At 64.4% G+C, this 14,224-nt stretch carries 13 protein-coding genes; 9 read left to right on the forward strand and 4 right to left on the reverse strand.

Translation table 11 applies throughout. The features are described 5' to 3' along the window. Positions 1 to 7 precede the first annotated feature (7 nt). Together ACWF82_RS14035 and glmS are read right to left on the reverse strand one after the other, a co-directional pair. A complete protein-coding gene (locus ACWF82_RS14035; protein ID WP_452501177.1) occupies positions 8 to 1,549 on the reverse strand; it encodes a serine/threonine-protein kinase in 1,542 nt (513 codons plus the stop codon). A gap of 87 nt (positions 1,550 to 1,636) precedes the next feature. Beyond that, positions 1,637 to 3,517: a glutamine--fructose-6-phosphate transaminase (isomerizing) gene (gene glmS / locus ACWF82_RS14040; protein ID WP_452501179.1), complete on the reverse strand. Its 1,881-nt coding sequence runs from the start codon at positions 3,515 to 3,517 to the stop codon at positions 1,637 to 1,639. Positions 3,518 to 3,553: 36 nt separating this feature from the next. Between glmS and ACWF82_RS14045 the strand changes: the two genes are divergently transcribed. The 9 genes from ACWF82_RS14045 to ACWF82_RS14085 all read left to right on the forward strand — a co-directional run bounded on the left by ACWF82_RS14045 (position 3,554) and on the right by ACWF82_RS14085 (position 11,986). After that, the gene (locus ACWF82_RS14045; RefSeq protein ID WP_452501181.1) at positions 3,554 to 4,411 is read left to right on the forward strand and encodes a poly(ethylene terephthalate) hydrolase family protein; all 858 of its coding nucleotides are present in this window, start codon (positions 3,554 to 3,556) and stop codon (positions 4,409 to 4,411) included. Positions 4,412 to 4,692: 281 nt separating this feature from the next. Next, positions 4,693 to 5,007, forward strand: coding sequence for a hypothetical protein (locus tag ACWF82_RS14050; RefSeq protein ID WP_452501182.1), 315 nt, complete (start codon positions 4,693 to 4,695; stop codon positions 5,005 to 5,007). Next, positions 5,004 to 6,572 (forward strand): hypothetical protein, encoded by a 1,569-nt coding sequence (locus ACWF82_RS14055; protein WP_452501184.1) that lies wholly within the window; start codon positions 5,004 to 5,006, stop codon positions 6,570 to 6,572. The genes ACWF82_RS14050 and ACWF82_RS14055 overlap by 4 nt, the downstream gene beginning before the upstream one ends. Further along, positions 6,569 to 7,090: a hypothetical protein gene (locus ACWF82_RS14060; RefSeq protein ID WP_452501186.1), complete on the forward strand. Its 522-nt coding sequence runs from the start codon at positions 6,569 to 6,571 to the stop codon at positions 7,088 to 7,090. The genes ACWF82_RS14055 and ACWF82_RS14060 overlap by 4 nt, the downstream gene beginning before the upstream one ends. A 117-nt stretch (positions 7,091 to 7,207) precedes the next feature. After that, the gene (locus ACWF82_RS14065) at positions 7,208 to 7,768 is read left to right on the forward strand and encodes a DUF3558 domain-containing protein (protein ID WP_452501188.1); all 561 of its coding nucleotides are present in this window, start codon (positions 7,208 to 7,210) and stop codon (positions 7,766 to 7,768) included. A gap of 28 nt (positions 7,769 to 7,796) precedes the next feature. Further along, complete coding sequence (locus ACWF82_RS14070) at positions 7,797 to 8,258, forward strand: hypothetical protein (protein WP_452501190.1); 462 nt, start codon at positions 7,797 to 7,799, stop codon at positions 8,256 to 8,258. A 320-nt stretch (positions 8,259 to 8,578) separates the two neighbouring features. Beyond that, the gene (locus ACWF82_RS14075) at positions 8,579 to 9,448 is read left to right on the forward strand and encodes a hypothetical protein (protein WP_452501192.1); all 870 of its coding nucleotides are present in this window, start codon (positions 8,579 to 8,581) and stop codon (positions 9,446 to 9,448) included. Then, positions 9,441 to 10,208 (forward strand): ESX secretion-associated protein EspG, encoded by a 768-nt coding sequence (locus ACWF82_RS14080; RefSeq protein ID WP_452501194.1) that lies wholly within the window; start codon positions 9,441 to 9,443, stop codon positions 10,206 to 10,208. The genes ACWF82_RS14075 and ACWF82_RS14080 overlap by 8 nt, the downstream gene beginning before the upstream one ends. Then, the gene (locus ACWF82_RS14085) at positions 10,205 to 11,986 is read left to right on the forward strand and encodes a protein kinase domain-containing protein (RefSeq protein WP_452501196.1); all 1,782 of its coding nucleotides are present in this window, start codon (positions 10,205 to 10,207) and stop codon (positions 11,984 to 11,986) included. The genes ACWF82_RS14080 and ACWF82_RS14085 overlap by 4 nt, the downstream gene beginning before the upstream one ends. Before the next feature lie 10 nt (positions 11,987 to 11,996). On the opposite strand, the gene ACWF82_RS14090 is transcribed toward ACWF82_RS14085, so the two are convergent. Further along, entirely contained in the window at positions 11,997 to 12,440 is a 444-nt protein-coding gene (locus tag ACWF82_RS14090; protein WP_452501198.1) for a hypothetical protein, read from the reverse strand. A 50-nt stretch (positions 12,441 to 12,490) separates the two neighbouring features. Then, positions 12,491 to 14,203, reverse strand: coding sequence for a hypothetical protein (locus ACWF82_RS14095; protein WP_452501200.1), 1,713 nt, complete (start codon positions 14,201 to 14,203; stop codon positions 12,491 to 12,493). Between the last annotated feature and the right edge of the window lie 21 nt (positions 14,204 to 14,224).

A 14,224-nucleotide genomic window follows, 5' to 3' on the forward strand; every position in this document is an offset into this window, starting at 1 on the left:
TCGGAACTCATCCCTTTCCGAGCGGGGCCTGCGGCCACCATTGTTGATAGGTCTCCTGGGCGCTGTGATTGGCCCATCCCAGCTCGAACACGAGGTTCGCCCGCTGCTGGTCGCCGGGAAAGCGGGTGTAGACCGTGCGGTCGGCGGCCATGCCCGTCCACGGCCGCATACTGACCGTCATCGGCGTCGACGCACCGGGGTGCGTGGTGACCTGATCACCCGACCGTTCCCGGACGAAACTGAACACGGCCGCTGTCGCTTCGGCTTCGCTGCTGTATCGCCGGACCTGGAATTCGATCCCAGCGTCCTTGTCGGAGCAGCGGATACCGTGCACCCGCCCCTCCGAATACGACGAGGAATAGCAGTCGGTACCGAGCCAGCCCGAGCCCGCCCGCGACGAAGGGAGCAGCTCCGGGAACGCCTCGGCGATGCTCTGATACTCGTCACCCCAGCCGCTCATTGCCTGAATGAGCGTGTCGCGCTGCACATACCCGAGCACGATCGCGGCCACCAGAGCCACGCCCACGCCCGCGAAAATCCTCCGGGTCCAGGCGACTCGGCGCGGTCCGGGCGCGACAGGTGCCGGGACGAAACCGTTGTGCGGCGGAGGCTGTGGTTGCGGATACGGCTGCGAAAGTGCCTGCGGTTGCGAATAACTCGGTTCGGGCGCCTGGTTGAAGACAGTGGGCGCCGACCGTGGATAGGCGACCGCGACGCCAAGCAACGCCTCGGCCGCGACAGCGGCGAACTCACCACAGCTACCGAATCGGTCGTCGCGGTTCTTGGCCATCGCCCGCGCGAAGACGTCGTCGAGGGCCGGTGACAAATCGGGTCGCAATCCGCTCAGCCGCGGCACTGGCAGACTCAGATGACCGGCGACGACCTGTCCGGGATTGCTGTTCGCGTAGGGCGTTTCGCCCGCAAGCAGGGTGAACAGCGTGCAGGCGAGCGAGTACTGATCAGCGCGGTGGTCCACCACTTCGGCCGCCAGCTGCTCCGGCGAGGCGTAAGCCAAGGTCGCGGTGAAGGTTCCGGTCGCGGTGAGCTGGGTGGTGGAGTCGAGCAGCCGGGCAATCCCGAAATCGGTCAGTACCGCGCGTTCCGGTCGCCCTGCCTCCGGCTGTGCCAGCAGGATATTGGCGGGTTTCACATCGCGGTGCAGCACACCGTGCGCATGCGCGTGGTCTAGCGCGTCCGCGGTCTGGCCGATGATCTGCACCGCCCGATCGGCGGAGAGCGCGCGCGGATCCAGCTTGGCCAGATCGCTGCCCTGGATGTATTGCATCGCGATCCATAGATGACCATCAGTGGTTCCGCGGTCGTAGACACCGACGATTCCCGGATGATCCAGGCGGGCGACCACATCGCCCTCCTGCTCGAAACGCCGCCGGATCTCGGCGTCGGCCGACACCTCACGGTTGAGAAGTTTCAGCGCCACTCGACGTGGCAACCGCGGGTGTCGCGCCAAATACACCGTGCCCATTCCGCCTTGGCCGAGCACACTTTCGATGGTGTACCCCGCGAAGGACGCGACGTTTCCAACCCCCACCCCGACCGTCCCTCCCGATCACGTAACGCTGTTCGGCATGCAGTCTAAACGGGCCGGGAATCGAAGGGCGCGCAGGTGATACGGGATCTACTCGACGGTGACCGACTTGGCCAGGTTGCGCGGCTTGTCCACGTCGTACCCGCGAGCCTGCGCCACCTCGGCGGCGAAGATCTGTAGCGGAATGGTCGACAGCAGCGGCTGGTACAGCGTCGGCGCGGCCGGGATCTCGATCAGGTCGTCGGCGAACGGGCGCACCGTGTCGTCGCCCTCTTCGGCGATCACGATGGTCCGCGCGCCACGCGCCTGGATCTCGCGGATATTGCTCAGCAGCTTCGAGTGCAGCACCGGACGGCCCTTCGGCGACGGCATCACCACGATCACCGGCAGTCCGTCTTCGATCAGCGCGATCGGCCCGTGCTTGAGCTCACCCGCCGCGAAGCCCTCGGCGTGCATGTACGCGAGCTCCTTGAGCTTGAGCGCGCCTTCCAGCGCCACCGGGTAGCCGACGTGGCGACCGAGGAACAGCACCGTCGGCACGTGCGCCAGCTCGCGCGCGATGGCCCGCACCTGCGAACCGGTCTCCAGCACCCGCGCGATCTGCTTCGGCATGGCCTCGAGCTCGGCGAACTCGCGGGCCACCTCGTCGGGGTACTTGACCCCGCGTGCCTGCGCCAGCGCCAGGCCGACCAGATAGTTGGCCGCCACCTGCGCGAGGAACGCCTTGGTCGACGCGACACCGATCTCGGGCCCGGTCCTGGTGTAGATGACCGCGTCCGACTCGCGCGGAATCTGCGCGCCGTTGGTGTTGCAGATCGCGAGCACGCGCGCCTTCTGCTCCTTGGCGTGGCGCACCGCTTCGAGCGTGTCGGCGGTCTCACCGGACTGCGAGATCGCCACCACCAGCGTCGACCGGTCCAGCACCGGGTCGCGGTAGCGGAACTCGCTGGCGAGCTCGACCTCCACCGGCACCCGGGTCCAGTGCTCGATCGCGTACTTGGCGAGCAGACCAGCGTGGTAGGAGCTGCCACACGCGACGACGAACACCTTGTCGAACTCGCGCAGTTCCTGATCGGCGAGACGCTGCTCGTCCAGGACGATCCGGCCGCCGTTCTCGTCGACGACGAAATGCCCCATCAGGGTATCGGCGACCGCGGTCGGCTGCTCCTCGATCTCCTTGAGCATGAAGTAGTCGTGGCCGCCCTTCTCGGCGGCGGCGAGATCCCAGTCGATGGTGAACGGCCGGGTGACCACGCCCTCGGTGTTCCCGGCGAAGTCGGTGACGGTGTAGCCGTCGGCGGTGATCACCACGGCCTGGTTCTGCCCGAGCTCGACCGCCTCGCGGGTGTGCTCGATGAACGCGGTGACATCGGAGGCGATGAACATCTCGCCCTGCCCGACGCCGACGACCAGCGGCGTCGACTGCCGGGCCGCGACGATCGTGCCGGGATGATCGGCGTGGGTGAAGACCAGCGTGAACGCGCCCTCGAGGCGCTGCAGCACGGCCAGCGCGCTCGCGGTGAAGTCACCCGCGGTGGGGCCTTCCGCATACGCGCGCGCGACCAGATGCACCGCGACCTCGGTGTCGGTGTCGCTGAGCAGCTCGACCCCGGCGTTCTCGAGCTCGCGGCGCAGCGGCGCGAAGTTCTCGATGATCCCGTTGTGGACGACGGCCAGCTTCCCGGACACATCGCGATGCGGGTGCGCGTTGCGGTCGGTCGGGGCGCCATGGGTCGCCCACCGGGTGTGCCCCATGCCACTGGTGCCCGCGAACTGCGCCGCACCAGCGGCGTCCAGCTCGGCCTCCAGATTGGCCAGCTTGCCCGCCTTGCGTTCGACCGCGATCGACCCGTTTCCGTCGAGGATCGCGACCCCCGCCGAGTCGTACCCGCGATACTCCATGCGTCGCAACGCGTCGACGACAACGCCGAGCGCGTCCCGGTAACCGACGTAGCCCACGATTCCGCACATGGTCCCCCACCCTACTGATCGGCTAACCTTCTCGCCGTGTCGGTCTCCGTGAAATCGCTCCTGAGCACCCTGTCCGCGCGCGGCCCCCACCGGGTGTTGCGCGGAAATCTGGGCATCGCGGGCCAGCCCGGTGTGGTGTACACGCCCGAGTCCGGGCTGAACCTGCCCGCCGTCGCGTTCGCGCACGGCTGGCTGACCAGCGCGGAGAACTACAAGAGCCTGCTCGAGCATGTCGCGTCGTGGGGCTTCGTCGTCGCCGCGCCCGACACCGAACGCGGCCCGATCCCGTCACATCTTGACCTCGGCACCGACCTGCTCACCACGCTCGACATCGTCAGCAAGGTCCGCCTCGGCGACGGCACCATCAGCGTGCACCCCGACCGCCTGGCCCTGGCAGGTCACGGCATGGGCGCCGGCGCCGCCGTCATCGCCGCAGCTCAGCGCCGCGTCGCCGCCGTCGCCGCCCTGTTCCCCGCCCCCACCTCCCCCACCGCGGAGAACATCGCCCCCGACCTCGACATGCCCGGCCTGATCCTGGCAGGCGCCCTCGACCTCGACTCCGTCAGCTCCAACGCCCGCGCCCTCGCCACCGCCTGGTCCGGCCCCTCGATCCTGCGCACCATCGACGGCGCCTCCCACAACGGCATCGTCGAAGGCCGCCGCCTCTTCGCCGCCCTCGGCGCAGGCCGCTACGAACACAAAACCGAGAAAACCACCCGAGCCCTCCTCACCGGCTACCTCCTCACCACCCTCCTCGCCGACAAGAAGTACGCCCCTTTCGCCGACCCCGAAGCGGTCATCCCCCACACCACCGTGGTCGACCCCAACGCCCCGGTCGAAGAGGAAACCCCGAAGCTGTCCATCGGCACGGTCGCCAAGCTGATCCGGGGCTAGTCCCGACTCTGCGTTAATTCGCGCTGCACGGCACTCGCACGGCATCCAAGTCGTCACCGAACTCCGGGTCCGGCGACGGTGCTGGGATGAGCGGCCGAACTGCCTCGTTCATGGAACGTCCGTGTCGACTGCGCGCCTCCAGGCGCTCGTCCGCGTCGACGGTCATCGCGAAAGGCTACGGCCCCGGCCTCCTCACGAACCACGGGTGCGATCGACCGCTGCCCCGGCCTAATGTATGTAGCCGACGCTGTGCGGCAAGGGAACACGAAGGGAGGGGTCCGATGGGTGGTCACGTGAGGGTCGATCCGGAGCAGCTACGCAAGCTCGGGGGCAATCTGACCAGTTCGGGGGGCACGATCAAGACACTCAACAAGGACATCAGCGGGTGGTCGTTCACTGCCGCCCAGGCGGGTAAGGCCTATGGGGACGAGGGCACAAAGTTCGGTGCCGAGATTGTGAGTATCGGAGCGTGGTTGGCGCACTGGGAAACCGCGGTGACCAAAACAGGCACTGCGTACACCACCAGCGCGAATACATATTCCTCCGTCGATGACGCCAACGTAACCAAGATCACGGCTGCGGTGAATCTCGGATGAGTTGGAAAGCGGACGAATCCGGAGTCGTCAAAGATGGCGAGCTCAACTCCGACTGGGAACACAACGTCTCAGGCTCCGTCGGAAATGCCGATAAAATCCTCTCCGACGGCGCCGAAGGGTTGGAGTACTTCAAGTACTACCTTCCGCTCTACAAAAGATGCTTCACAGAACTTCAGCTCGGCAGAGCTGACATCGCGAACCGCGACTATTACCAGCTGTGTGCCATGTACGACATGGAACAAGGTATGGATATCGACGCGATCGGCAGGATGTCGACAACCCTTGGAGCTGCACTCCCGAAGTTGTACACAGAACTTGTGAAACAACAGACTCAGCGAAACGCCATACAGAACGTATGGCAGGGCGACGCAGGCGATGCAGCCTTCACGATGCTGAATGAACAGGTGCGGCGCGCGGACGAGGACTACACCCATGCCAGTACTGCCGCTCGGGAGCTGGGAGAATTGGCAATTGCGCTTCGCAACATAGTTTCAGAAAAGGCCACGGACGTGAAAGGATACTGGCGACCCAGGGGGACTGCCGACTTTCAAGCCGCCCCGGACGAACACCTCGGATTACAGTCCATCGAGAACTATATCAACGAGTACAACAACGACCATGCGACGAGAGCAATCAGAGACACGTTTATCCCTCAGTTCGAGGCAACCGTTTTACATTTCGACGAGGTTTGCAAAGAGACCTCCAGGATCGTTCGCGAGGTGTTCAAGCAGGCAACGACGGCACTCGCCGCAGTAGAAGCCGCCCCCTATCCGATGCCATCGGACACCCCAGCACCAGACACCTCCCAGAATGGGAACCCCACCACGAACAACCCATCTGGTGACGGAACCTCGAATGGCGGCGGGGGTAGCTCGACCGGGGATACCACGCCCGCTACGACCACCGACGACACGAAAACCGACACGGCGGGCACCAAGAATCCGACAACAACCGATGACACCGATGATGACGACGACGATTCGTCCACGGATCTGAGCAGTTTGTTGTCCACGGTCTCGAGCGGACTGTCGACATTGAGCTCAGTGGTCAGCGAACTGTCGAGCCTCACCTCCGGAGCGTCCGGTTCGGCCGAGTCCATCGCCGAATCCATCGGCACCGGCCTCAGTTCGCTCGGAACATCGATCACCAGCGGCATCGAGCAGTTGAGCACGTTGTTCAGCGGGACCGGCTCCACCGAAGTCAACATCGCCGGAACCACTCTCAGCTTGGCGACCGGAGACGACGGGCAACTCAAACTCACCACTACCGACACCGCGGGCACGACCCACGCATACGGACTCACCCTGAACGAGAACGGCATCCCGGTGATCACCGACTCGGCCGCATCGACAGAGGCGACACCGAGCACGACCGCTGTGCCCAACGAGTCCACCACCGAGGGCGGGACCACCGACGGCGCCGTCGCCGGGAGCATGGCCGTTCAGCCGGGAATATCCACCGCCAACAACAACCAGGTCGCCGACACCGAACACTGGTCAACCATTCCCGAACCGGAAACGCCGCCTGACACCGGCGCACAACTGGCGGAGGCGGGTCCCCTGTGAGCTACTCCCCGATCCAGGACCTGGTTGCCGAGCATCTCCGCAGAGCCCGCATACTTCGAGCCGAGTTCGAAGACGAACGAGCCCGCTTGCAGGCCATAGGCGACAACCTGTTGGCCGAAGCGCGAGCCGCCGAGGAACGAGCTGCTGAGCAGGCCGCCGAACAGCAGGAACCGATCACCGAGCCGCAGCCTGTCATCGATTTCGACGCCGTCCGCCGCGAAGAACAACTACGCGACGCGATGGCACGCGCTGCGGCCGAGCAAGCCCGTGTCACAACCCCGGACAACGAGCTGAGGACCGGGAGGCACCGGAGTGTCGTCGCCGAGCAACACACTCCCGAGAGTTCGGCACCCGCGGGCGGCGCGCCCTCGCTCGACGAAGACCAACTGCGCGAGGCACGCGAGGCGATAGCCCGCTCAGCCGCTGCGCGCCGAGCGGCCGAGCGCGTCGAGCCGGTCGACTACGACGGCTATGACCAGGAGAGCGAGTACTTCCGCGGCAAGAGTTGGTTCGGATAGGCCTTGGGCAGAACGTGCTTGCGGCTCGGAGGCGACGTCGCCGGCCGCCCCACGGGGTGTAAATTCCAGGTTGGGGCGGGAGCGGACCGGCCTGTGACCGGAACGAGGAGTTGATCGATGGATCGCGGGGCAGTCGTACGGATACTGGTCGTCGGCGGGGCGATCTCTGCACTCCTCGGCGGGTGCAGCTCGGGCAGCGAAGGGGATGCGCAGCTGAGTTCCCCGGCAGCGACCACGACCCAGGAGTCGGTGTTGCCCACCGGGTTCGACGGATGCAGTCTGCCGCAGTCGGTGATCGACGCGGAGGAGTTGAAAAACCCAAGGAAGGACGACGGGTGGACGACTGGACGTAATAAGTGGCTGGGTTGTCGCTGGATACAATCCGGCGGCTATGGTGCCGCAATTACGGTGTCGACTATCACCATTCAACAAGTTCTTGAAAATACAGATGTCACAATCGGCGAGGAATTGACGATCGATGGCCGCCGCGCAATCACTCACTATAAGTCGGCCCAGGCAGACAAGTGGTGCGACATCAATGTCGAAATGAAGAACGGAAGCATGGAAATCTCGATCGGGAATCAGCCAAATCGGGAGAAATCCGGCCACCGCCAGCCGTGCGATATCGCGAAAAGTCTTGCACACATGCTTGTGCCGACAATAAAATCTGGTAGCTAGTTCCATCGATGACATAGGGAGGGGACCCTTGGCAACGCCGCTGGAAAGCCTGGTTCAAGAAGCAAAGAATGGCGGGTTGAGCGTTTCATTCAGTACCGACATCCGGGTCAACGCCGACGAGTTCGTGTACATGGAGCGCGACTGCACAGCATTTCTTGACGAAATCATCAATATGCAGACCCAGGCCCGAGCCATCGCCAATCGCGAAAAGTGGGGGTTGGGTGAAACAACCCCAGGCCTGACGTCCGCATCCACAGTGGTGGGCTGGTTTCGCGGCAAGGCAGGGAAGGTTGGCGGCGCCAGCGATTCTGACAACAACGTCGAAGACATCCTCCAGCAGCACTACGATATTGTCGTCGATATCCGAGAAATGCATCGCGAGATCGCAAAACGATACATGGCAACAGACGATGAATTCGCCGCCCGCTACAACGAGCTCTCCGCGAACGTTCCGCCATCTGCGATCGCGTCTACGGAAGGGCGTGCCTGATGGCCGGTAACGAGAATCCCCGAATCGGCGACCCGGAAACACCCAACTCCTGGGAACACTGGGCGATCTACCGAGCATTCAACCCACTCGACACAACCGAAGCCGACAACGCGAGATCCGAATATCAGAAGCTCGCTTCTGATTGGTCCGCCGCCGTCGAGATATTCGCCGCCCGGATCCGTCGCTCGAGCACATCGGCCTGGGAAGGCGCGGCAGCGACAGCCTCCCAGAATGCCATCGCAGACTATGCGACACGGGCACTCGAGCTGACTCCAGCGTTGAATGCATTGTCGCAACGGGTAACCACCACAGTCAACGGAGTGAACAACACCCGCAAAGACGTCGACGAGCCGCAGAACATGCCCGACAGCGTGTGGAATCTGGATGGCCATGATTTCTGGTTCGCCGAGCCGGGAACCCGCTCGATGACCGCGATCAACAATGCCCGCGATAAAGCACGCGAGGCGATGCAGAACCACTACGTCAAAGAATTTGTAGCTGCCGACGGGCAGATTCCCGTACTACCGCAACCCGAGAGCCCGACCTCACCGCTCACCTCGTGGAAGCCGACCGGCGGCGATACAGGCGCCAACGGCGGAGGCAACGGCGACGGCTCGAACCCGGGCGGCGCGAACGGCGGAAACCCGGGCGACGAGACTTCGCCGACCACCGAGGACCCAGCAACCGAGACACCCACCGACACAGACAATTCCAGCGACGACGACACCACCGACGACACCAATCCGTCGACGACCGAGGAAGAGGAATCGCCGGACTCGACATCACCCGCGTCCACCCCGGAGACGACTCCGGCGGGGGTCAATCCGGCAGGGACGCCGATTGCGGGCTCGCCCAGCGCCGGTTCACCCGGCGGCGGCAGCCCGGGTGGCGGTAGCCCAGGCAGCGGTAGCCCAAGCGCCCCCGCGCCGGGCGGTGTCACGGCTGGATCACCGACCGCTCCGCGAGTTCCGACCGGCGCAACCGCCGCAGCGAGCGGAGGTGGCACCGGCCGAGCGGGTGCACCAGGAATGGGCGGTATGGGCGGCGGCCGAGGCGGCGGCAAGTCCGAAGACGACGAGACCCATCAGATCCCGGACTGGCTGAAGAACATGGAGAACACCGAGGAACTACTCGGTGAGATGCCACGCACAATTCAGGGTGGCGTAATCGGCGGGAACGTAGATGAGTGAATGGACTTGGGAGCCTGACGATTTCGCGGCTCTCTGGTTGAACGACGCGCACGATCGGTTCCCGGGACCACTCGGCTACACCAGTCGCATCCCCACCGTCAGCGAGGAACGAGCGCACCGAGCAGCGGTCCATGCAAGGTATGACCGCGAGGAGACCGAGCTGATCCAGCTCGCCTTCCATACCTTGAGCAACTGCGACTTGCAGATCAGAATCGTCGGTGAGTCCACCCGCCTCGGCGGTGGCCGACGACGAATGTATCGACTGCTCGGCGCGCAGACCGCCCATCACGCGGTCCTGCTGTCTCAGACCGTCACCCATGACGTCGAGGAGCGCATCCGGTGCAGGCTGTTCCGGCCGGACAACCTCCCGGGCCGGATCGCCAAGCTGCTGCCCGAGTTCGCGGCGGGGCGCTCATCGAGTCGAACATTCCACATCGACGACATCACCTCAGCACGACGAGGCGGCAACGACGGCTATCGAGACTCGCCCAGCAAGCAGTTCGAACGCCTTCTCGGCCAGCCGCGCGACGGCGGTGGAATCGCCGAACTATTGCCCGGCCCACTCGACTCCCGGTCCGACTCCTGGTACAGCGCACAGTGGTTCGACCTCACCGAAGACGGCCGCTACCTGCTGCAACGTGACCGCGACCAGGTGCAGGTCCGCCCGGCCGCCGCCGACGACCTGCGCTCGCTCTTCGCCAACTGGATCGACCGAACCCACAGCAGGCTCCGTGAGCGGGAGAACGAACACGCCCGGTGAACAATGCCGGTGCGAGTACGAACGCGATGGACGACAGACAAGGACTTGCGGTGGATAACTGGGGGATTTCGGAGGTCTTCGCGGGCTACGGGATCGAGCGGGTCCTCGGCCGAGGCGGGATGGGCACCGTCTACCTCGCCAGGCATCCGAGGCTGCCGCGCCACGTAGCTCTCAAGATCCTCAACTCGGATCTACTTGGCGACAACGAAATTCGGCAGCGATTCGAGCGTGAAGCCGACCTCGTGGCGCAACTCGAGCACCCGAATATCGTCGCTGTGCAGGATCGCGGGTTGGAGGGAAAGAACCTGTGGATCGCCATGCAGTATGTCCCCGGCTCCGACGCCGGAGCACCCGGCATGGTCGATCCGGCCAGGGCGATCCGAATCATCACCGACGTCGCCGCGGCCCTGGATTTCGCGCACAGCCGCGGCATCCTGCATCGTGATGTGAAGCCGGCGAATATCCTGCTGTCCAGCCCAGAGCCCCATCAACCCGAACGCGTACTACTGGCAGACTTCGGTATCGCCCGGCTCCGCGATGACGTCAACGGCCTCACCCAAACCGGTACGTTCACCGCCACCCTGGCCTACGCCTCTCCCGAACAACTCGCGGCCGTCACCCTGGACCACCGCAGCGACCAGTATTCCCTGGCCTGCACGCTTTTCACGCTCCTCACCGGCACCGCGCCCTTCGCGGCAACCAACCCGGTGGCAGTGATCGGAGCGCACATGTCCGCGCCCCCGCCGCTGGTTTCGGAACGACGCCCGGGGCTGCCGCCCGGACTGAACTTGGTCATCCAGCGAGCATTGGCCAAGAATCCGGCTCATCGGTTCAACTCCTGCACCGAGTTCGCGCAGGCAGCGGCCCAAGCGATGACCAATCGGAGTGTTGCACCGGTCGCGAATCCACCGGCGGCGGCGACATGGACACCGGAAACGCTGGCGAATGCACAAACCGCTGTGGCCCCGCCCGGCAGCTTTGCCGCCGACCGAGGATGGGAGCGTCGCATACCGCCGAAGCCTCCGGTGACGCCGAGTGGTCGCGGCCCGCTCCTGCTGGCACTGTGGTGCGCATTCTTCACGCTCGTGCTCAGCACGCGAGGATTGACCTATCTGACAGATTGGTATGGTCCCATTCTGGGAGGATCACTTCTGTTGGCGGTACCCCTTTCCATGTTCCTGGGATCACGGCTGGGCCGCCTCGTCGGATCTCGCGTCGTGTGCATCACCGGCCTGGCGATATCCGCAGCGGGCGGTCTGCTGACATCAGCGATGGGTTCTTCAACGTTCTTGAAATCTGCAGCTAGTACGGTGATCATCATGTCAGCCACGATGGTGATGGGCCAGGCCTTGGCAATCATCACCAACGCTGCGCCGGCGCAAACACGGGGTAGCGCTTGGTGGGTGGCGACTACACTCGGCAGTGTACCTATCGTGCTGGTAGCAGCAGTTGAGCTGCTCTACATATTGCGAGACCAGGGCTGGTGGGATTGGTGGTCGGACTTCCACCTCCTACAACTTCCGATAGCATCGCTGTCGCTACTCGCCTTGATTTTGATCATCATGCGAGTCCCAGCGAATCCGATCCAATTGAATGAGGCCACCCCTTTGGCGTGGCTTATCGGCGGAGGATCAGCGGCCGTCACGCTCTCCGTTCCGGTTATGCACACGTTCAATGAGAGCCCCTTTGTCCTGTGGGTTTTCGGATCGCTCGCGATCATCCTCGTCACCTTGATGATTCGTCTGGCAACACGAAACCCTAGCGGCACAAGAACGTGATCAGGCCACCTCAGTCCAGCCAAGTCGACCGGCGGTAGTACTCGGACTCGGAGTCATAGTCACCGTCCGATGGCACCACCGTCGACCTGGCCTCTCGCGCCGCCCGCGCCCGTGCGACGGCCGCCCTGATCTCCGCCTGTCGCTGTTGCTCCGGAGTCATGTTCGGATCCGGCACGAAGACGACGGGCCCGGACGGCGGTGTCTGCGCCGCCGTCACGGGCGCGACCTCGTGTGCAGGATCGTCCCTACCCTGAACTGGTTGCGGCTCAACAGCTTCCGCTTCGTCCACGGTCTCCTGCTCGGCCAGGTCGCGCAGTAGCTGGGCAGCCTCGACGGCGAACTGTTCCGCACGGAGCATGGTCTGTCTGTTGATCTCATCGATCTCGTCCATCAGCGTGGCCGAGCGACGATGCGCCTCCGCCGCGATCTGCTCGATTTCTGCCGCGTAGTCCACGGACGATCATTCTCCCGTTGTCGAGTGCGATCCGCCAAGGATGGGCGTCATCACAGCGGGCCCGCCTCGGCGAGGATGGCGCCGGAATCGGCCGGGTTGCTCGCCGGGTGATCCTCGACAGTCGGGGTGTGTTCGCCGTCTGTTCCCGGCTGGGCCGGACGCGGAGCGACAGGCACACCAGCTCCTACAGAACCGGAAGAGGGCTCACCGCTGCCGATTTCACTTGTCACCGGAGCATTGGTCAGGTCAGGAGTTTCCGGCGTGGTCGGTGTCGCCACGCCGCCCGCACCCGCATCCGCCAGACCGGCTTCACCGTTGCCACCCCCGGATTCCGGTGCGCCCGAGCCCGATGCACCCTCGTCCTCTGCGCTGGGCGAGGCGTCCCCATCCTCGGTGGTACTCGAATCCTGTTCGATGACCGGAATTCCGTTCTCGTCCAACGCCAATCGGTACTGCGTTGTCGTGCCGTCAGCATCGGTCGTCGTCAACGACAGCCCGTTCTCGCCTGCCTCGATGCTCACCTTGGTGTCACCGAGCTGGAACGATGCCTCGTGCTCACCGGAGAGCAGGCTGCTCGCCTGTTCCGTCATCTGCTCGATGCCGTCGCTGATCGCCGTTCCCGCCGATTCGATCGCCGACGTGAGCGAATCCCCGAGGTCACCGGTGAGCGCGCTGGAGACGGTGCTGCCGAGTTCACTGAGCGAGGATGCGATCGCGCTCAGTGCGCTGCTGGTGTCGGAATCGTCATCTTCATCGTCATCGTTGTCATCATCGGCGGTGGAGTCGTCGGTGGTCTGCGTCTTCACCGGCGATCCGGTGGAGGTGTCACCGTTCTGTGTTCCAGCGGTCGCGGTCTGCCCGTCGTTCGTAGCCGCCTGATTGGTTCCGGGCTGACCGCCGTTCGTCTTCGACGGATCGCCGTTGGCCGTATTGTCGCCAGGCGCGGTAGCGGTAACCCCGGCCACCGAGGGATACGCACGTTCCTCGATCGCATCAGCAGCGGTTTGGATGGCGATGTACTGCCCCTGCACAGCGATCAGCGTGGTCGTGCACTGAGCGTTGAATACACCGAGCTTGTCGTTGTAGTCCTTCTTGAAGACCGTATCCAACCAGTCGACGCAGATCTCCTTGACGGCCTGCTTCCACGCATCCGAATTCCGCTCGAGCTCTTTCGCGCGATCTTCGATGTCGGGCACTTCGGTCAGCCGCTGCAGCAGCGAGCTCAGGATGTCGCCCGACTTGCTGCTGCGAATGATCTGCTGAATGTCGACCACCGTCATCTCACCGATGGTGATGAGCGTCCGCTGACTGCCGACCTCGACACGATTCCCGTCGGCAAGCTTCTTGACGGTGGCCGCTTTGTCTTCGACGATCTTCTGCAATGCGGTCGCCGCACCGGACATCGCGGTCGCCAACGCCTGAACCTTGCCGCGGTCGCCTTCCGCGAGACCGACGATCTCGCGGAGCCGTCCGATTCCGGCGTCGGCCGCCGCGCCCTGCCAGGTGGATCCCAACGCGTTCGCCGCCGACTGCTGATTGCCGCGCTGGGTGTCGGCCACGGTGATCATCTTCTGCAGCGCGTCAGCGGAAGTCACCAGCTTTGCGAGGTTCATCCCTCGCTCCTGGTCGTACGCTGCCTGGATCTTCAGCGTCGGCCAGCCCGCATCATTGCCGAAGGCCTCCTCGTACAGCGGCAGCAGTTGCTCGAAATAGAGCAGACCTTTCGAACCGTCGTTCAGAATGTCGTCTACGGACTGCGTCATCGCTTGGCCCCCCTTCGGATT

This window comes from Nocardia sp. NPDC055053 (assembly GCF_053608285.1).